This window comes from Devosia sp., assembly GCF_036563435.1.
GTDB lineage: Bacteria > Pseudomonadota > Alphaproteobacteria > Rhizobiales > Devosiaceae > Devosia.
Genome location: NZ_DATCMJ010000005.1, coordinates 91,946 through 107,403 on the forward strand (window position 1 = coordinate 91,946; position 15,458 = coordinate 107,403).

The following is a 15,458-nucleotide window of genomic DNA, read 5'->3' on the forward strand; positions in this document are numbered from 1 at the left end:
GAAACGCAAGGTTGGCCTCCGGGCTGACGAATACGGAGAAAAGCGATGGCTAAGGAAAAGTTTTCCCGCTCTAAGCCGCACTGCAACATCGGCACCATCGGTCACGTTGACCATGGCAAGACTTCGCTGACCGCAGCGATCACCAAGGTCTTGGCTGAAACCGGTGGCGCGACCTTCAAGGCGTATGACCAGATCGACGCGGCCCCCGAAGAAAAGGCACGCGGCATCACCATCAACACCGCTCACGTCGAGTACGAGACGACCAACCGTCACTACGCTCACGTGGACTGCCCCGGCCACGCCGACTATGTGAAGAACATGATCACCGGCGCTGCCCAGATGGACGGCGCGATCCTGGTCGTGTCGGCTGCCGACGGCCCGATGCCTCAGACCCGTGAGCACATCCTGCTCGCCCGTCAGGTTGGCGTTCCTGCTCTGGTCGTGTTCCTGAACAAGTGCGACATGGTCGACGATCCGGAACTGCTCGAGCTCGTCGAACTCGAAGTTCGCGAACTGCTCTCGTCCTACGAATTCCCGGGCGACGACGTTCCGATCATCAAGGGCTCGGCTCTGGCCGCCCTCGAAGACAGCGACAAGAAGCTCGGCCACGACGCCGTTCTCGAGCTGATGCGTGCCGTTGACGAATACATCCCGCAGCCGGAGCGTCCGGTTGACCAGCCGTTCCTGCTCCCGATCGAAGACGTGTTCTCGATCTCGGGCCGCGGCACCGTGGTCACCGGCCGTGTCGAACGCGGTATCGTCAAGGTTGGCGAAGAAGTCGAAATCGTCGGCATCAAGGCAACCCAGAAGACCACCGTTACCGGTGTCGAAATGTTCCGCAAGCTGCTCGACTCGGGCCAGGCCGGCGACAACATCGGCGCTCTGATCCGTGGTATCGACCGCACTCAGGTTGAGCGCGGCCAGGTTCTCTGCAAGCCCGGTTCCGTGACCCCGCACACCGACTTCACCGCTGAAGTCTATATCCTGACCAAGGAAGAAGGCGGCCGCCACACCCCGTTCTTCGGCAACTACCGTCCGCAGTTCTACTTCCGTACCACGGACGTGACCGGCATCGTGACCCTGCCCGAAGGCACCGAAATGGTGATGCCGGGCGACAACCTGAACATCAACGTTCAGCTGATCGTGCCGATCGCCATGGAAGAGAAGCTCCGCTTCGCTATCCGTGAAGGTGGCCGTACCGTTGGTTCGGGCGTCGTCGCTACGATCCTGAAGTAAGCCTCACTGAGACACTCGCGGCGCGCGATTGTTTGCGCGCCGCGATCCATTTTCGCCAGGATTTACAAAGATGAACGGTCAGAATATTCGCATCCGCCTCAAGGCGTTTGACCACCGCGTTCTCGACGCCTCGACGCGCGAGATCGTGTCGACGGCCAAGCGTACGGGCGCGCAGGTGCGCGGGCCCATCCCGCTGCCGACGCGAATCGACAAGTTTACCGTCAACCGCTCTCCGCACATCGACAAGAAGTCGCGCGAGCAGTTCGAGATCCGGACCCACAAGCGTCTGCTTGACATTGTGGACCCGACCCCACAGACGGTCGACGCACTCATGAAGCTTGATCTCGCCGCCGGCGTCGACGTCGAAATCAAGCTCTAACAAAACGAGTTTCCGCGCTCACCGCAAAAAGGGTCCTCTGAAACCATGACCCGGTGCAGCGCCAAAAAGAAGGTAACAACCGATGCGTTCTGGATTGATCGCACAGAAGCTGGGCATGACCCGCATATTCACGGCGGACGGCTCGCACGTTCCGGTGACTGTGCTGGAGCTGCAGAACTGCCAGGTGGTGGGCCAGCGGACCGCTGAAAAGGATGGCTACGTTGCCCTCCAGCTCGGTGCAGGCCAGGCTAAGGCCAAGAACACGACCAAGGCTGAGCGCGGCCAGTTTGCCGTCGCCAAGGTCGAGCCCAAGCGTCATGTCGCGGAATTCCGCGTCGACGAAGCCAACCTCATCGAGGTCGGCGCACAGCTGCAGGCCGACCATTTCGTCGAAGGCCAGCTGGTGGACGTCACCGGCACCTCGATCGGTAAGGGTTTCGCCGGCGGTATGAAGCGCTGGAACTTCGGCGGTCTGCGTGCATCGCACGGCGTGTCGGTTTCGCACCGCTCTATCGGTTCTACCGGTGGTCGTCAGGACCCGGGTAAGACCTTCAAGAACAAGAAGATGCCGGGCCACATGGGCGATCGTCGCATCACCACGCAGAACGTCAAGGTCGTCAAGACCGACGTGGAACGCGGGCTGATCATGATCCAGGGTTCGGTTCCCGGCGCCAAGGGCGCCTGGATCATGATCAAGGACGCGGTGAAGAAGCCGGCTCCCCAGGGCGCTGCTTTCCCGGGCTCGTTCAAGGCCGCCGCTGAAGTCGCGGGGGAAGGTAACTAAATGGAACTCAACGTCACAACCCTCGACGGCAAGGCCGCTGGTTCGATCCAGCTCGCCGATGACGTCTTCGGTCTGGAAGTCCGCCAGGACATCCTGCACCGCATGGTTCGTTACCAGCAGCTCAAGGCGATGGCCGGCACGCATGACGTGAAGCATCGCTCGGAAGGCTCGCGCACGGGCAAGAAGTTCGTGAAGCAGAAGGGCTCGGGCGGCGCTCGCCATGGCGATCGCAAGGCTCCGCAGTTCCGTGGCGGCGGCCGTGCTTTCGGTCCGACCCCGCGCTCGCATGCCATTGACCTTCCCAAGAAGGTCCGTGCCCTCGCGCTCAAGCATGCCCTGTCGTCCAAGGCCAAGTCCGGCTCGCTGATCGTCATTGACAGCGTTGCCCAGGCTGAAGCCAAGACCGCTGCACTGCGCGCCACCTTCGGCAAGCTGGAATGGGCGAACGCCCTGATCATCGATGGTGCGAACGTCGACCAGAACTTTGCTCTGGCCGCCCGCAACATCCCGCATATCGACGTGCTGCCGATCCAGGGGATCAACGTTGTTTCGATCCTCAAGCGCGACAAGCTCGTCCTGACCAAGGCAGCGCTCGAAGCGCTGGAAGCGAGGTTCGCATGAACAAGCTCAGCGCTTACGACATCGTCCGCAACCCCGTCGTGACTGAAAAGTCGACGATGGCTTCGGAAGCAAACCAGGTCGTTTTCGACGTGGCGATCGATGCCAACAAGACCGAGATCAAGGCCGCCGTCGAGCAGCTGTTCTCGGTCAAGGTCAAGGCAGTGAATACCCTGGTCCGCAAGGGCAAGGTGAAGCGCTTCCGCGGCCGCATCGGTACGCGCAACGACGTCAAGAAGGCGATCGTGACCCTCGTCGACGGCCAGTCGATCGACATTTCGACCGGCCTCTAAGGGATAAGAGACAGCAAAATGGCTCTAAAAACTTACAACCCCACGTCCGAAGGCCGTCGTCAGCTCGTGACGACCGACCGTTCGGAACTCTGGAAGGGCAAGCCGGTCAAGACCCTGACCGAAGGCCTCTCCAAGTCCGGTGGTCGCAACAACCGTGGTCGCATCACCTCGTTCCATCGCGGTGGCGGTCACAAGCGCACCTATCGCATGATCGACTTCAAACGCGTCAAGTTCGACGTCGTTGGTACGGTCGAGCGCCTGGAATATGATCCGAACCGTACGGCCTGGATCGCCCTGGTGAAGTACGAAGACGGCGAACTCGCCTATATCGTGGCTCCCCAGCGTCTGGCTGCCGGTGACAAGGTCATCTCGTCGATGAACACCGTCGACGTGAAGCCGGGCAATGCCATGCCGCTCGAGCGCATGCCGGTCGGTACGATCGTGCACAACATCGAGCTCAAGCCCCGCAAGGGCGGCCAGGTTGCCCGTTCGGCCGGTGCCTACGCCCAGTATGTCGGCCGCGACCAGGGTTGGGCGATCCTTCGCCTGAACTCGGGCGAGCAGCGCCGTGTGCATGGTTCGTGCCTCGCCACCGTCGGTGCCGTGTCGAACCAGGACCACTCCAACACCTCGCTCGGCAAGGCCGGTCGTTCGCGTTGGCTGGGCCGCAAGCCGGTCAACCGCGGCGTGACCATGAACCCGATCGACCACCCGCATGGTGGTGGTGAAGGCCGTACCTCTGGTGGCCGTCACCCGGTGACCCCATGGGGCAAGCCGACCAAGGGCAAGAAGACCCGCAGCAACAAGGCAACGGACAAGTTCATCGTTCGCAGCCGTCACGTGAAGAAGGGCAGGTAAGCCATGACCCGTTCAATCTGGAAGGGGCCGTTTGTCGACGGCTACATGCTCAAGAAGGCCGAGAAGGCCCTCGCGTCCGGCCGCAACGATGTGGTCAAGATCTGGAGCCGCCGTTCGACCATCCTGCCGCAGTTCGTTGGTATCACCTTCGGTGTCCACAACGGTCAGAAGCACGTTCCGGTCAGCGTCACCGAGGACATGATCGGCCACAAGTTCGGCGAATTCGCACCGACCCGTACCTATTACGGTCATGCGGCCGACAAGAAGGCCAAGAGGAAGTAAGATGGGCAAGCCAAAAACCCAGCGCGCGCTCAAGGACAACGAAGCCAAGGCTGTGCTGCGCATGCTGCGCATCAGCCCGCAGAAGCTCAATCTTCTGGCTCAGTTGATCCGCGGCAAGAAGGTCGAGAAGGCTCTGGCTGAACTCGAGTTCAGCCACAAGCGCATCTCCGGCCAGGTCAAGAAGGTGCTCGAGAGCGCCATTGCCAATGCCGAGAACAACCATGGCCTCGACACCGACGCTCTCGTCGTTGCTGAAGCCTTCGTTGGTAATTCGCTTGTCATGAAGCGTTTCACCGCACGTGGCCGCGGTCGTTCGTCGCGCATCGAAAAGCCGTTCGCGCATCTGACGATCATCGTCCGGCAAGTTGAGGAGGCCGCATAATGGGCCAGAAGATCAATCCAATCGGCTTCCGCCTCGGCATCAACCGCACGTGGGACAGCCGCTGGTTCGCCAACCGTGGCGAATACGGTTCGCTGCTGCAGGAAGACCTCAAGATCCGCACGATGCTGCTGGAGGACCTCAAGGCCGCCGCAGTCTCCAAGATCGTCATCGAGCGTCCGCACCGCAAGTGCCGCGTGTCGATCCACACTGCCCGTCCAGGCATCGTGATCGGCAAGAAGGGCGCTGACATCGACAAGATCCGCGCCAAGGTGAAGAAGTTCACCGACAGCGAAGTGCACATCAACATCGTTGAAGTGCGCAAGCCCGAGACCGACGCGACGCTGGTTGCCCAGGGCATTGCCCAGCAGCTGGAACGCCGCGTGGCCTTCCGCCGTGCCATGAAGCGCGCCGTGCAGACGGCGATCCGCATGGGCGCCGGCGGCATCCGCGTCAACGTCGGTGGCCGTCTCGGCGGTGCCGACATCGCCCGTACCGAATGGTACCGTGAAGGCCGCGTGCCGCTGCACACCCTGCGTGCCGACATCGACTACGGTACTGCCGAAGCCGCGACCACCTACGGCATCATCGGTATCAAGGTCTGGGTCTTCAAGGGCGAAGTCCTCGAGCACGATCCCACGGCACATGAGCGCCGCGCCACCGAAGGCAACGACGGCGGTCAGCGCAGCGACCGTGACCGCGAACCACGCCGCGAGCGTGGCGACCGCGACCGCGAACGCGCATAAGAAGGTTAGTTCATTATGCTGCAACCTAAGAAGACCAAGTTCCGCAAGGCTCACAAGGGCCGTATCCATGGCGTTGCCAAGGGCGGTACCGAGCTGGCTTTCGGCCAGTATGCCTTGAAGGCGACCGAACCCGAGCGCGTCACCGCTCGCCAGATCGAAGCGGCCCGCCGCGCGATCACCCGCGAGATGAAGCGCCAGGGCCGTGTCTGGATCCGTATCTTCCCGGACGTGCCGGTTTCCAAGAAGCCGACCGAAGTGCGTATGGGTAAGGGCAAGGGCTCGGTGGAATACTGGGCAGCCCGCGTGAAGCCAGGCCGCATCGTATTCGAGATCGACGGCGTCCCCGAGGACGTTGCCAAGGAAGCTCTGCGCCTCGGCGCGATGAAGCTCCCGATCATGACGCGGGTTGTTACCCGCATTGCCGACTAAGGACCACGAGCATGAAAGCCAGTGATGTGCGGAGCAAGACCGCAGACGAACTGAAGGATCAGCTCGTCGACCTCAAGAAAGAACAGTTCAACCTGCGTTTCCAGCGCGCTACCCAGCAGCTGGAAAAGCCCGCCCAGGTCAAGAAGGTCCGCCGCGACATCGCGCGGATCAAGACGATCCTCGGCGAAAAGAACGCAGCGAAGTAAGGAGCCGCGACCATGCCAAAGCGCGTTTTGCAGGGGACTGTGGTCTCCGACGCCAATGAAAAGACGGTCGTGGTGCGCGTTGAGCGCCGCTTCACGCATCCGGTGATGAAGAAGACTGTTCGCCGTTCCAAGAAGTACCACGCCCACGACGAAGCCAATGTGGCCAAGGTCGGGCAGGTCGTCTGGATCGAAGAATGTGCGCCGATCTCCAAGAACAAGCGCTGGACGCTGGTTCAGGATGCGGCTCAGGAAGGTACCAAGCCATGATCCAGATGCAATCCAATCTCGACGTGGCCGATAATTCCGGCGCCAAGCGCGTCATGTGCATCAAGGTACTGGGCGGTTCGCACCGCAAGTACGCTTCGGTCGGCGACATCATCGTCGTCTCGGTCAAGGATGCCATTCCGCGCGGCCGCGTGAAGAAGGGCCAGGTCATGAAGGCCGTGGTCGTTCGCACCGCTTTCGACATCCGCCGTCCCGATGGCACCGTGATCCGCTTCGACAAGAATGCCGCGGTTCTGATCAACAATCAGAAAGAGCCCATCGGCACCCGTATCTTCGGACCGGTTCCGCGCGAACTCCGCGCCAAGAACCACATGAAGATCATTTCGCTCGCACCCGAGGTGCTGTAATGGCTGCCAAGATCAAGAAGGGCGATAAGGTCGTCGTCCTGGCTGGCAAGGACAAAGGCAAGACTGGCCAGGTCCTCCAGGTCATCCCGACCGAAACCAAGGCACTCGTGCAGGGTATCAACCTTGTGAAGCGCCACACCAAGCAGACCGCATCGACCGACGCCGGCATCTTCACCAAGGAAGCGCCGATCCACCTGTCGAACCTTGCGATCGCCGACGCCAATGGCAAGCCCAGCCGCGTCGGTTTCCAGATCAAGGACGGCGTCAAGACGCGCGTCGCCAAGTCGACCGGAGATTCGATCGATGGCTGAGACAGCTTACGTTCCGCGTCTTCGTAGCGAATACGAAGGCAACATCCGCAAGGCCTTGCAGGAGCAGTTCTCCTACAAGAATGTCATGCAGATGCCCAAGCTCGAGAAGATCGTGCTCAACATGGGCGTTGGCGAAGCCGTCAACGACACCAAGAAGGTGAAGTCGGCTGCAGCCGAGCTCGAGAAGATCGCTGGCCAGAAGCCGGTTATCACCTATGCTCGCAAGTCGATCGCCGGCTTCAAGGTGCGTGAGAACATGCCGCTGGGCGTGAAGGTGACCCTTCGCTCCACCCGTATGTACGAGTTTCTTGACCGTCTGGTGACGATCGCGCTGCCGCGCGTTCGCGACTTCCGCGGGCTGAACCCGAATTCCTTCGACGGCCGTGGCAATTATGCTATGGGCATCAAGGAACACATCATTTTCCCCGAAATCAACTACGATCAGATCGATCAGGTTTGGGGCATGGACATCGTGATCGCCACGACTGCGAAGTCCGATGATGAAGCTCGTGCGCTGCTCAAGGCATTCAACTTCCCCTTCCGCCAGTAAGCGGGCAGGGAAGGGATAAAGGATCAGGATATGGCAAAGACCAGCTCCATCGTTAAGAACAACAAGCGCGCTGCGCTCGCCAAGCAGTATGCTGGCAAGCGCGCCGCTCTCAAGGCAAAGACCAAGGATCAGTCGATCCCCATGGACGAGCGTTTCGCTGCCCAGCTCAAGCTGGCCGAGCTGCCGCGCAATTCGGCCAAGGTCCGCGTCCGCAACCGTTGCGAAGTCTCGGGTCGTCCCCGTGGCTTCTACCGCAAGCTGAAGATGAGCCGTATCGCTCTGCGCCAGCTTGGCAACCTGGGCCAGATCCCGGGTCTCGTGAAGTCGAGCTGGTAAGGAGAAACCAAGATGAGCTTTTCCGATCCCATCGGCGATATGCTGACCCGCATCCGCAACGCCCAGCTGCGTCGCAAGGATTCCGTTTCGACCCCGGCTTCGACCCTGCGCGGTCGTGTGCTGGACGTTCTCCAGTCCGAGGGTTTCATCCGCGGCTATTCGGAGACCAAGTTCGAAAACGGTGCTTCCGAGTACGAGATCGAACTCAAGTACTCGGACAATGAAGGTGTCATCCGCACGATCGAGCGCGTTTCGCGTCCCGGCCGCCGCGTCTACGCCTCCGTCAAGAACATCCCGCAGGTCGCAAACGGTCTCGGCGTGTCGATCCTCTCCACCCCCAAGGGTGTAATGGCCGATCACGAAGCAAAGGCTGCCAATGTCGGCGGCGAGGTACTCTGCCGCGTATTCTAAGGCTTCGGCCTTAGGATTCTCGGTAAGACGATTACTCAAGGATATAGAATGTCACGTACTGGCAAGAAACCGGTTGCACCGGTCAGCGGCGTAACGGTCACGATCAATGGTCGTACCGTCACCGCTAAGGGCCCCAAGGGTGAGCTCAGCATCGACCTGATGGATTCCGTCACGGTCGAGCAGGGCGCGGATGGCCTGGTGGTTTCCCCCACCAACGACACCAAGTTTGCTCGCGCTGCATGGGGCACCACCCGTGCGCTGCTGCAGAACATCGTCACTGGCGTTTCGGCCGGCTTCGAGAAGCGTCTGGCCATCCAGGGCGTTGGTTATCGCGCCGCGATGCAGGGCAAGGATGTCAAGCTGTCGCTTGGTTTCAGCCACGAAGTGATCTATCAGGCCCCAGCCGGCATCACGCTTGCCGTTCCCGCGCCGACGGAAATCGTCGTCTCGGGTGCCGACAAGCAGCAGGTTGGTCAGGTTGCGGCGAACATTCGTGCATGGCGCAAGCCCGAGCCCTACAAGGGCAAGGGTGTTCGTTATGCCAACGAACAAGTCTTCCGCAAAGAAGGCAAGAAGAAGTAAGGAGCGCCTGCAATGGCTATCAGTGCAAAAGGTGCGGAACGCCGCAAGGCTCGTGTCCGCAAGGCGCTCAAGGCTCGTGCCTTCGGTCGTCCCCGTCTGTCGGTTTTCCGTTCGGACAAGAATATCTACGCCCAGATCATCGACGACGCGACCGGCCGCACGCTGGCTGCCGCTTCGACGCTCGACAAGGACATCAAGGCTGCCGGCAAGAGCGGTTCCACCGCCGAAGCTGCGGCGACGATCGGCAAGCTGATCGCCGAGCGCGCCACCAAGGCGGGTGTTGCCGAAGTGATCTTCGATCGCGGCGCCTACATTTACCACGGCCGTGTGAAGGCCCTTGCAGAAGCTGCCCGCGAGGGCGGTCTGCAGTTCTAACGCGGCGAGGAAGAGAATTATGAGCAGAGACGTTCAAGAGCGCGAAAGCGAATTCGTCGATCGCCTGGTCCACATCAACCGTGTGGCCAAGGTGGTCAAGGGCGGCCGTCGCTTCGGTTTCGCCGCACTCGTCGTTGTCGGTGACCAGAAGGGCCGCGTTGGCTTCGGTCACGGCAAGGCCCGTGAAGTTCCAGAAGCGATCCGCAAGGCCACCGAGCAGGCCAAGCGCCAGATGATCCGCGTGCCGCTGCGCGACGCCCGCACGCTGCACCACGACGTTGCTGGCCGCCACGGCGCCGGCAAGGTCATCCTGCGTGCCGCCGTTCCGGGTACCGGCATCATCGCCGGCGGTCCGATGCGCGCCGTGTTCGAAACGCTTGGCATCAACGACATCGTTGCCAAGTCGCAGGGCACTGCAAACCCCTACAACATGGTCCGTGCGACCTTCGATGCGCTCAAGCGCGTCGACAGCCCTCGCTCGGTTGCTTCCCGCCGTGGCCTCAAGGTTTCGGAACTTCAGGCTCGCCGCGGCGAGACTGCGGTCGAAGCTTGATCGCTCAGGTCAGGAGATAAATCATGGCTGAGAAAAAGATGATCACCGTGCAGCAGATCGGTTCGCCGATCCGCCGCGACAAGGTGCAGCGCGCGACCCTGATCGGTCTCGGGCTCAACAAGATGAACAAGCAGCGCGAGCTGATCGATACGCCCGAAGTTCGCGGCATGATCAACAAGCTCCCGCACCTCGTCCGCGTCGTCGGCGAGTAAGAGGGAAGGTCGATCAAATGACCCGTTTGAATGAACTTCGCGACAATCCCGGTTCTTCCAAGACCCGTATCCGCATCGGTCGCGGTATCGGCTCTGGCAAGGGCAAGACCGGTGGTCGTGGCGGCAAGGGCCAGACCGCACGCTCCGGCGTTGCGATCAACGGCTTCGAAGGCGGCCAGATGCCCCTTCACATGCGTATGCCGAAGCGTGGCTTCAACGCGCTCAATCCCAAGGATTGGAATGAAGTCCGCATCGACCGCATCCAGAACTACATCGACTCCGGCAAGCTCGACGCCAAGGGCGTGATCGATGCTGCAGCCCTGGTTGCTGCCGGCGTCATCCGCCGCCCGCGTGACGGCGTCCGCCTGATCGGTGCCGAGGGCTTCTCGGCCAAGGGTGTGTCCTTCAAGGTTGACTACGCGACCAAGGGTGCTGCTGCCGCCATCGAGGCTGCCGGCGGTTCGGTCGAAGTGATCCCGGCCAAGGCCACCTGGAAGAAGACGCCGTACGCCGGCTAATCTACCTGACGATCGCGCATCCGGCCTCCTTGGCCGGGTGCGCCTTTCTGGTTTGTTGCGTTAGGGGCGCAGATGCATACGCTCCCGAAGCGCTCCGAGCGCACCTGGCCTTGAAGCCATAGGGAGCGATACATGGCGTCCGCAGCCGAACAGCTGGCACGTAATCTCAATTTCTCGACCTTTTCCAAGGCGAAGGCCCTGCAGCAGCGCATCTGGTTCACACTGGGCGCGCTGCTTGTTTATCGTCTGGGCACGTTCATTCCGGTCCCGGGCATCGATCCCGATGCTTTCCGTGCGACGTTCGAACAGAGCCAGCAGGGTATTATCGGCATGTTCAACATGTTCGCCGGCGGTGCCGTCGAGCGCATGGCGATCTTTGCCCTCAACCTTATTCCCTACATCACCGCCTCCATTGTGGTGCAGGTGATCTCTACCGCTTCTCCGCGCCTCGAGGCGATGAAGAAGGAAGGTGGCGAGGCTGGCCGTCGCAAGATGAACCAGTACACCCGCTACCTTGCCGTGGTGTTCTGTGCGGTGCAGGCCTATGGTATCGCCGTGGGCCTCGAGGCCTCGCAGGGCGTGGTGCTCAATCCAGGCTGGTTCTTCCGCGTGTCCACGGTGATCACCCTCGTAGGTGGCACCATGTTCCTGATGTGGCTGGGCGAGCAGATCACTGCGCGCGGCGTCGGCAACGGCATCTCGCTGATCATCTTTGCCGGCATCGTGGCCAACCTGCCCACCACTATCGCGCAGACGCTGGAACTCAGCCGTACCGGCGCCATTCCCGGCATTGCCGGTCTTGGCATGGTCGTGCTGTCGCTGGTGGTGATCGCGGGCATCGTGTTCTTTGAACGCGCCCAGCGCCGCCTGCTGATCCAGTATCCAAAGCGCCAGGTCGGCAACAAGATGTTCCAGGGCGACAGCTCGCATCTGCCGCTCAAGCTGAACACGTCGGGCGTGATCCCGGTGATCTTCGGCTCGTCGCTGCTGCTGCTGCCGGCCACGATCGCGTCCTTTGCCGCACAAGGCAACGCGCCGGTCTGGCTGACGACGGTGACGGCGCTGCTGGGCCGCGGGCAGCCGCTGTATCTCGCGCTGTTTGCCTTCTTCATCATCTTCTTTGCGTTCTTCTACACGGCAATCGTGTTCAATCCGCAGGAGACGGCCGACAACCTCAAGCGCTCCGGCGGCTTCATCCCGGGCATCCGCCCTGGTGAGCGCACGGCACAGCACATCGACTATGTGCTGACGCGCATCACCGTGATCGGTGCTATCTACCTCACGGTTGTTGCGCTGATTCCCGAAGTCCTGTTCAGCCAGATGGCGATCAGCCAGTTCATCGGCGGCACGTCGCTGCTGATCATGGTGACGGTGACGCTCGATACGGTGTCGCAGATCCAGAGCCACCTGATTGCCCAGCAATATGAGGGGCTGGTCAAGAAGTCACGTCTCGGGGGAGGCAAGCGTCGATGAGGTTGATACTGCTTGGACCGCCGGGGGCGGGGAAGGGGACCCAGGCCAAGATTCTGGTCGAGGCCTTCGGCATTCCCCAGCTCTCGACCGGCGACATCCTGCGTTCGGCCATTGCCGAGCAAACTCCGCTTGGCATCGCTGCCAAGGAAATCATGGATCGTGGCGATCTGGTCTCCAACGATATCGTCAACGGAATTGTCTCGGAGCGGCTCGATGCCGAGGATTGCGCGCCGGGGTTCATCCTCGACGGCTTCCCGCGCACGATCGGTCAGGCGGAAGCCCTAGACGGCATGCTGCGCGACAAGGGTATCAAGCTTGATGCCGTGATCGAGATGACGGCGGATGCCGATGTGCTAGTTGGTCGCGTGATCAACCGCGCCAAGGAAAGCAATCGTCCCGACGACTCGCCCGAGGTGATCCGCAAGCGCCTCGATATCTACAAGCAGGATACCGCGCCCCTTGTGGAATACTACCGCAAGCAGGGCCTGGTGAAGACGGTTGACGGCATGCAACCGGTCGATCAGGTGACGGCGGCCATCAAGGGCGCAATCGCACGCTGAATACAGGAGCAGGTTCACGGTTGACTCCGCGGACTCTAATCCTTAAAGAACCGCGTCAGTCTCATGGATTATTGGGCTGGATTCGGTTTTCCACGAAGTGGGGGTCGAAGTCCGGTCCCTTGTTGTTTAAGGGCGCCAGCCGTGATGGTTCGCGCTGAATGAAGGAGAGCAGACGTGGCACGTATTGCTGGCGTCAATATCCCGACGAATAAGCGCGTAGTTATTGCGCTGCAGTATATCCACGGGATTGGCGACAAGTTCGCCGAGGATATCTGCACCAAGGTTGGCATTCCGGCCGAGCGCCGCGTCAATGAACTGACCGACGCTGAAGTTATCCAGATCCGTGAAGCCATTGACCGCGACTACGTCGTGGAAGGCGATCTTCGCCGCAACGTGGCGATGAACATCAAGCGCCTGATGGACCTGGGCAACTATCGCGGTCTGCGTCACCGTCGTGGCCTTCCGGTCCGCGGTCAGCGCACCCACACCAATGCCCGCACCCGCAAGGGTCCGGCCAAGCCGATCGCCGGCAAGAAGAAGTAAGAACCCTTTTCGGGTTCTTCGATGTAGCTGCCGGGGCCGCGAGGCTAACGGCAGCGCTGATATCGTTTAGAGGAATAGAATGGCTAAAGCTGAAGTCGCGCGCGTCCGTCGCAAAGAGCGCAAGAATATCACCTCGGGCGTCGCCCACGTGAACGCATCGTTCAACAACACCATGATCACCATCGCCGACATGCAGGGCAACACGATTTCGTGGTCCTCGTCGGGCGTGATGGGCTTCAAGGGCTCGCGCAAGTCGACCCCCTATGCCGCCCAGGTCGCTGCCGAAGATGCCGCCAAGAAGGCGCAGGAACACGGCATGAAGACCCTTGAGGTTGAAGTGCGCGGTCCCGGTTCGGGCCGTGAGTCGGCGCTCCGTGCTCTCCAGGCTGCCGGCTTCAATGTCACCTCGATCCGTGACGTGACCTCGATCCCGCACAATGGCTGCCGCCCGCGCAAGCGGCGCCGCGTCTAATTTAGACCGATCGAAGAGCTCCCGGCCGCGTCAGGCCGGGAGTCTTATTGCGTTTGCGGCGGAGCGGCTCGGGCTGGGGCCGCGATTTTGAAAGGACATAACCGTGACGATCCAGAGGAACTGGCAAGAACTGATCAAGCCGACCAAGCTGGAGATTGTTTCGGGCAGCGACAACGCGCGCGTGGCCTCGGTAGTTGCCGAGCCGCTTGAGCGCGGTTACGGGCTTACCCTTGGTAACGCCCTGCGTCGCGTGCTGCTGTCGTCGCTTCAGGGCGCGGCAGTGACCGCAATCCAGATTGACGGCATCCTGCATGAATTCTCCTCGCTTCCGGGCGTGCGGGAAGACATCACGGACCTCGTGCTCAACGTGAAGGAAATCGCGTTGAAGATGGGTGGCGAAGGCCCGAAGCGCCTGAACCTCTCCAAGCAGGGCCCCGGTGCCGTAACGGCCGGTGACATCAAGGTCAGCGGCGACATCGAAGTGCTGAATCCCGAGCTGGTGATCTGCCACCTCGACGACGGTGCCGAGATCAACATCGAGTTCACGGTCGACACCGGCAAGGGCTATGTCGCTGCCGACAAGAACCGTCCCGAAGATGCACCGATCGGCTATATCCCGGTCGACTCGCTGTTCTCGCCGGTTCGCCGCGTCAGCTACAAGGTCGATGCCACCCGCGCGGGTGAATCGCTCGACAAGGACAAGCTGACCCTGCAGATCGAGACCAATGGCGCCGTGTCGCCGGAAGATGCCGTGGCCTATGCCGCGCGCATTCTCCAGGACCAGCTGTCGGTCTTCGTGAACTTCGAAGAGCCCAGCAAGGAAAAAGCACAGGATGCCGTTCCGGAACTGGCCTTCAACCCGGCTCTGCTCAAGAAGGTCGACGAACTCGAACTTTCCGTCCGCTCGGCCAACTGCCTCAAGAACGACAACATCGTTTATATCGGCGACCTGATCCAGAAGACGGAAGCCGAGATGCTGCGGACGCCGAACTTCGGCCGCAAGTCGCTCAATGAAATCAAGGAAGTCCTGGCACAGATGGGGCTTCATCTCGGAATGGACGTCAACAACTGGCCACCCGAGAATATCGATGACCTCGCCAAGCGCTACGAAGATCACTACTGATCTCGCCGCCGCCAAAGACTTTTAGGAGATAACCCATGCGCCACGCCAACCGCGGCCGCAAGCTCAGCCGAACCGCCTCGCACCGCAAGGCCATGTTCGCCAACATGTCCGCCGCGCTGATCAAGCACGAGCAGATCGTTACCACGCTTCCCAAGGCCAAGGACCTGCGTCCGATCGTCGAGAAGCTGATCACCCTCGGCAAGCGTGGTGACCTCCACGCCCGCCGCCAGGCCATCTCGCAGATCCGCGACGAAGGCCAGGTGCAGAAGCTCTTTGCCGTGCTCGGCCCGCGCTACGCCGAGCGCCAGGGCGGCTACCTTCGCATCATGAAGGCCGGCTTCCGGTATGGCGACAACGCCCCGATGGCTGTGATCGAGTTCGTCGATCGCGACGTCAACGCCAAGGGCCAGGACAGCGGTCCGGTCCAGGTGCGTGACGAGGACGAATACGAAGCCGCATAAGCTTCGATTTCTGAATAGCAAGACGGCCGCAGCGATGCGGTCGTTTTTGTTTGTCCTGTGCCCGCTGTGGGTTGGCACGTGAAGGCGTATGACAGTGATCGGTGTCTTTGCCGTACGCGATCTCTCCCGTAAGCTT

General features: G+C 61.2%; 28 protein-coding genes. All 28 read left to right on the forward strand.

Features of this window, described 5'->3' with window-relative positions; genetic code table 11:
* Nucleotides 1-45 precede the first annotated feature (45 nt).
* The 28 genes from tuf (at nucleotide 46) to rplQ (ending at nucleotide 15,322) form a co-directional block, all read left to right on the forward strand.
* Complete coding sequence (gene tuf / locus VIL88_RS03795; protein WP_331986143.1) at nucleotides 46-1,236, forward strand: elongation factor Tu; 1,191 nt, start codon at nucleotides 46-48, stop codon at nucleotides 1,234-1,236.
* A gap of 70 nt (nucleotides 1,237-1,306) precedes the next feature.
* Nucleotides 1,307-1,615: a 30S ribosomal protein S10 gene (rpsJ, locus tag VIL88_RS03800; protein ID WP_056232628.1), complete on the forward strand. Its 309-nt coding sequence runs from the start codon at nucleotides 1,307-1,309 to the stop codon at nucleotides 1,613-1,615.
* 82 nt (nucleotides 1,616-1,697) lie between these two features.
* Nucleotides 1,698-2,399 carry a 50S ribosomal protein L3 gene (rplC, locus tag VIL88_RS03805; protein ID WP_331986152.1) on the forward strand — a complete coding sequence of 234 codons (702 nt, stop codon included), beginning with the start codon at nucleotides 1,698-1,700 and terminating at the stop codon, nucleotides 2,397-2,399.
* On the forward strand, nucleotides 2,400-3,020 hold the full coding sequence (rplD, locus tag VIL88_RS03810) for a 50S ribosomal protein L4 (RefSeq protein ID WP_331986154.1): 621 nt from the start codon (nucleotides 2,400-2,402) through the stop codon (nucleotides 3,018-3,020). It abuts the gene before it with no gap.
* Nucleotides 3,017-3,310, forward strand: a complete 294-nt coding sequence (locus VIL88_RS03815; RefSeq protein ID WP_331986156.1) for a 50S ribosomal protein L23 — start codon at nucleotides 3,017-3,019, stop codon at nucleotides 3,308-3,310. Before rplD ends, VIL88_RS03815 begins: the two co-directional genes overlap by 4 nt.
* A gap of 18 nt (nucleotides 3,311-3,328) precedes the next feature.
* Nucleotides 3,329-4,168: a 50S ribosomal protein L2 gene (rplB, locus tag VIL88_RS03820; protein ID WP_331986158.1), complete on the forward strand. Its 840-nt coding sequence runs from the start codon at nucleotides 3,329-3,331 to the stop codon at nucleotides 4,166-4,168.
* 3 nt (nucleotides 4,169-4,171) lie between these two features.
* The gene (rpsS, locus tag VIL88_RS03825; RefSeq protein ID WP_240229335.1) at nucleotides 4,172-4,450 is read left to right on the forward strand and encodes a 30S ribosomal protein S19; all 279 of its coding nucleotides are present in this window, start codon (nucleotides 4,172-4,174) and stop codon (nucleotides 4,448-4,450) included.
* A 1-nt stretch (nucleotide 4,451) separates the two neighbouring features.
* Complete coding sequence (gene rplV, locus VIL88_RS03830; protein ID WP_056232639.1) at nucleotides 4,452-4,832, forward strand: 50S ribosomal protein L22; 381 nt, start codon at nucleotides 4,452-4,454, stop codon at nucleotides 4,830-4,832.
* Nucleotides 4,832-5,575: a 30S ribosomal protein S3 gene (gene rpsC / locus VIL88_RS03835; protein ID WP_331986165.1), complete on the forward strand. Its 744-nt coding sequence runs from the start codon at nucleotides 4,832-4,834 to the stop codon at nucleotides 5,573-5,575. Before rplV ends, rpsC begins: the two co-directional genes overlap by 1 nt.
* A gap of 15 nt (nucleotides 5,576-5,590) precedes the next feature.
* Nucleotides 5,591-6,004, forward strand: coding sequence for a 50S ribosomal protein L16 (gene rplP, locus VIL88_RS03840; RefSeq protein WP_146289254.1), 414 nt, complete (start codon nucleotides 5,591-5,593; stop codon nucleotides 6,002-6,004).
* Nucleotides 6,005-6,015: 11 nt separating this feature from the next.
* Nucleotides 6,016-6,210, forward strand: a complete 195-nt coding sequence (gene rpmC / locus VIL88_RS03845; RefSeq protein ID WP_201653369.1) for a 50S ribosomal protein L29 — start codon at nucleotides 6,016-6,018, stop codon at nucleotides 6,208-6,210.
* A gap of 12 nt (nucleotides 6,211-6,222) precedes the next feature.
* Nucleotides 6,223-6,477: a 30S ribosomal protein S17 gene (rpsQ, locus tag VIL88_RS03850; RefSeq protein ID WP_331986172.1), complete on the forward strand. Its 255-nt coding sequence runs from the start codon at nucleotides 6,223-6,225 to the stop codon at nucleotides 6,475-6,477.
* Nucleotides 6,474-6,842 (forward strand): 50S ribosomal protein L14, encoded by a 369-nt coding sequence (rplN, locus tag VIL88_RS03855; protein WP_046138380.1) that lies wholly within the window; start codon nucleotides 6,474-6,476, stop codon nucleotides 6,840-6,842. The genes rpsQ and rplN overlap by 4 nt, the downstream gene beginning before the upstream one ends.
* Nucleotides 6,842-7,153, forward strand: coding sequence for a 50S ribosomal protein L24 (rplX, locus tag VIL88_RS03860; RefSeq protein WP_331986178.1), 312 nt, complete (start codon nucleotides 6,842-6,844; stop codon nucleotides 7,151-7,153). The genes rplN and rplX overlap by 1 nt, the downstream gene beginning before the upstream one ends.
* The gene (gene rplE / locus VIL88_RS03865) at nucleotides 7,146-7,703 is read left to right on the forward strand and encodes a 50S ribosomal protein L5 (RefSeq protein ID WP_331986180.1); all 558 of its coding nucleotides are present in this window, start codon (nucleotides 7,146-7,148) and stop codon (nucleotides 7,701-7,703) included. The genes rplX and rplE overlap by 8 nt, the downstream gene beginning before the upstream one ends.
* A 30-nt stretch (nucleotides 7,704-7,733) precedes the next feature.
* Nucleotides 7,734-8,039: a 30S ribosomal protein S14 gene (gene rpsN / locus VIL88_RS03870; RefSeq protein WP_331986182.1), complete on the forward strand. Its 306-nt coding sequence runs from the start codon at nucleotides 7,734-7,736 to the stop codon at nucleotides 8,037-8,039.
* A gap of 12 nt (nucleotides 8,040-8,051) precedes the next feature.
* Nucleotides 8,052-8,450, forward strand: a complete 399-nt coding sequence (rpsH, locus tag VIL88_RS03875; protein WP_331986184.1) for a 30S ribosomal protein S8 — start codon at nucleotides 8,052-8,054, stop codon at nucleotides 8,448-8,450.
* Nucleotides 8,451-8,498: 48 nt separating this feature from the next.
* Complete coding sequence (gene rplF / locus VIL88_RS03880) at nucleotides 8,499-9,032, forward strand: 50S ribosomal protein L6 (RefSeq protein ID WP_331986186.1); 534 nt, start codon at nucleotides 8,499-8,501, stop codon at nucleotides 9,030-9,032.
* A gap of 12 nt (nucleotides 9,033-9,044) precedes the next feature.
* Entirely contained in the window at nucleotides 9,045-9,407 is a 363-nt protein-coding gene (gene rplR / locus VIL88_RS03885) for a 50S ribosomal protein L18 (protein ID WP_331986188.1), read from the forward strand.
* A 19-nt stretch (nucleotides 9,408-9,426) separates the two neighbouring features.
* Complete coding sequence (gene rpsE, locus VIL88_RS03890; RefSeq protein ID WP_240229327.1) at nucleotides 9,427-9,960, forward strand: 30S ribosomal protein S5; 534 nt, start codon at nucleotides 9,427-9,429, stop codon at nucleotides 9,958-9,960.
* A gap of 23 nt (nucleotides 9,961-9,983) precedes the next feature.
* A complete protein-coding gene (gene rpmD, locus VIL88_RS03895) occupies nucleotides 9,984-10,172 on the forward strand; it encodes a 50S ribosomal protein L30 (RefSeq protein WP_108459106.1) in 189 nt (62 codons plus the stop codon).
* Nucleotides 10,173-10,189: 17 nt separating this feature from the next.
* On the forward strand, nucleotides 10,190-10,690 hold the full coding sequence (rplO, locus tag VIL88_RS03900) for a 50S ribosomal protein L15 (RefSeq protein WP_331986192.1): 501 nt from the start codon (nucleotides 10,190-10,192) through the stop codon (nucleotides 10,688-10,690).
* Nucleotides 10,691-10,822: 132 nt separating this feature from the next.
* Nucleotides 10,823-12,163, forward strand: a complete 1,341-nt coding sequence (secY, locus tag VIL88_RS03905) for a preprotein translocase subunit SecY (RefSeq protein ID WP_331986194.1) — start codon at nucleotides 10,823-10,825, stop codon at nucleotides 12,161-12,163.
* Nucleotides 12,160-12,723, forward strand: coding sequence for an adenylate kinase (locus VIL88_RS03910; protein WP_331986196.1), 564 nt, complete (start codon nucleotides 12,160-12,162; stop codon nucleotides 12,721-12,723). The genes secY and VIL88_RS03910 overlap by 4 nt, the downstream gene beginning before the upstream one ends.
* 174 nt (nucleotides 12,724-12,897) lie before the next feature.
* A complete protein-coding gene (gene rpsM, locus VIL88_RS03915; RefSeq protein ID WP_056232669.1) occupies nucleotides 12,898-13,266 on the forward strand; it encodes a 30S ribosomal protein S13 in 369 nt (122 codons plus the stop codon).
* 79 nt (nucleotides 13,267-13,345) lie between these two features.
* The gene (gene rpsK / locus VIL88_RS03920; protein ID WP_086469598.1) at nucleotides 13,346-13,738 is read left to right on the forward strand and encodes a 30S ribosomal protein S11; all 393 of its coding nucleotides are present in this window, start codon (nucleotides 13,346-13,348) and stop codon (nucleotides 13,736-13,738) included.
* A 97-nt stretch (nucleotides 13,739-13,835) separates the two neighbouring features.
* The gene (locus tag VIL88_RS03925) at nucleotides 13,836-14,861 is read left to right on the forward strand and encodes a DNA-directed RNA polymerase subunit alpha (protein WP_331986261.1); all 1,026 of its coding nucleotides are present in this window, start codon (nucleotides 13,836-13,838) and stop codon (nucleotides 14,859-14,861) included.
* A 35-nt stretch (nucleotides 14,862-14,896) separates the two neighbouring features.
* A complete protein-coding gene (gene rplQ, locus VIL88_RS03930) occupies nucleotides 14,897-15,322 on the forward strand; it encodes a 50S ribosomal protein L17 (protein WP_331986205.1) in 426 nt (141 codons plus the stop codon).
* The last annotated feature ends 136 nt before the right edge of the window (nucleotides 15,323-15,458 follow it).

What these genes read in the sequence shown, in the direction of transcription:
- rplF (WP_331986186.1), top strand. Translation starts at nt 8,499, where the DNA reads ATGTCACGTACTGGCAAGAAACCGGTTGCACCGGTCAGCGGCGTAACG.
- rplQ (WP_331986205.1), top strand. Translation starts at nt 14,897, where the DNA reads ATGCGCCACGCCAACCGCGGCCGCAAGCTCAGCCGAACCGCCTCGCAC.
- rpsJ (WP_056232628.1), top strand. Translation starts at nt 1,307, where the DNA reads ATGAACGGTCAGAATATTCGCATCCGCCTCAAGGCGTTTGACCACCGC.
- rpsQ (WP_331986172.1), top strand. Translation starts at nt 6,223, where the DNA reads ATGCCAAAGCGCGTTTTGCAGGGGACTGTGGTCTCCGACGCCAATGAA.
- rpsC (WP_331986165.1), top strand. Translation starts at nt 4,832, where the DNA reads ATGGGCCAGAAGATCAATCCAATCGGCTTCCGCCTCGGCATCAACCGC.
- rplN (WP_046138380.1), top strand. Translation starts at nt 6,474, where the DNA reads ATGATCCAGATGCAATCCAATCTCGACGTGGCCGATAATTCCGGCGCC.
- rpsH (WP_331986184.1), top strand. Translation starts at nt 8,052, where the DNA reads ATGAGCTTTTCCGATCCCATCGGCGATATGCTGACCCGCATCCGCAAC.
- rpsN (WP_331986182.1), top strand. Translation starts at nt 7,734, where the DNA reads ATGGCAAAGACCAGCTCCATCGTTAAGAACAACAAGCGCGCTGCGCTC.
- rplV (WP_056232639.1), top strand. Translation starts at nt 4,452, where the DNA reads ATGGGCAAGCCAAAAACCCAGCGCGCGCTCAAGGACAACGAAGCCAAG.
- rplD (WP_331986154.1), top strand. Translation starts at nt 2,400, where the DNA reads ATGGAACTCAACGTCACAACCCTCGACGGCAAGGCCGCTGGTTCGATC.
- rpsE (WP_240229327.1), top strand. Translation starts at nt 9,427, where the DNA reads ATGAGCAGAGACGTTCAAGAGCGCGAAAGCGAATTCGTCGATCGCCTG.
- rplR (WP_331986188.1), top strand. Translation starts at nt 9,045, where the DNA reads ATGGCTATCAGTGCAAAAGGTGCGGAACGCCGCAAGGCTCGTGTCCGC.
- rplC (WP_331986152.1), top strand. Translation starts at nt 1,698, where the DNA reads ATGCGTTCTGGATTGATCGCACAGAAGCTGGGCATGACCCGCATATTC.
- rplP (WP_146289254.1), top strand. Translation starts at nt 5,591, where the DNA reads ATGCTGCAACCTAAGAAGACCAAGTTCCGCAAGGCTCACAAGGGCCGT.
- rplE (WP_331986180.1), top strand. Translation starts at nt 7,146, where the DNA reads ATGGCTGAGACAGCTTACGTTCCGCGTCTTCGTAGCGAATACGAAGGC.
- VIL88_RS03815 (WP_331986156.1), top strand. Translation starts at nt 3,017, where the DNA reads ATGAACAAGCTCAGCGCTTACGACATCGTCCGCAACCCCGTCGTGACT.
- secY (WP_331986194.1), top strand. Translation starts at nt 10,823, where the DNA reads ATGGCGTCCGCAGCCGAACAGCTGGCACGTAATCTCAATTTCTCGACC.
- rpsS (WP_240229335.1), top strand. Translation starts at nt 4,172, where the DNA reads ATGACCCGTTCAATCTGGAAGGGGCCGTTTGTCGACGGCTACATGCTC.
- tuf (WP_331986143.1), top strand. Translation starts at nt 46, where the DNA reads ATGGCTAAGGAAAAGTTTTCCCGCTCTAAGCCGCACTGCAACATCGGC.
- VIL88_RS03910 (WP_331986196.1), top strand. Translation starts at nt 12,160, where the DNA reads ATGAGGTTGATACTGCTTGGACCGCCGGGGGCGGGGAAGGGGACCCAG.
- rpsK (WP_086469598.1), top strand. Translation starts at nt 13,346, where the DNA reads ATGGCTAAAGCTGAAGTCGCGCGCGTCCGTCGCAAAGAGCGCAAGAAT.
- rpmD (WP_108459106.1), top strand. Translation starts at nt 9,984, where the DNA reads ATGGCTGAGAAAAAGATGATCACCGTGCAGCAGATCGGTTCGCCGATC.
- rplO (WP_331986192.1), top strand. Translation starts at nt 10,190, where the DNA reads ATGACCCGTTTGAATGAACTTCGCGACAATCCCGGTTCTTCCAAGACC.
- rplX (WP_331986178.1), top strand. Translation starts at nt 6,842, where the DNA reads ATGGCTGCCAAGATCAAGAAGGGCGATAAGGTCGTCGTCCTGGCTGGC.
- rpmC (WP_201653369.1), top strand. Translation starts at nt 6,016, where the DNA reads ATGAAAGCCAGTGATGTGCGGAGCAAGACCGCAGACGAACTGAAGGAT.
- rplB (WP_331986158.1), top strand. Translation starts at nt 3,329, where the DNA reads ATGGCTCTAAAAACTTACAACCCCACGTCCGAAGGCCGTCGTCAGCTC.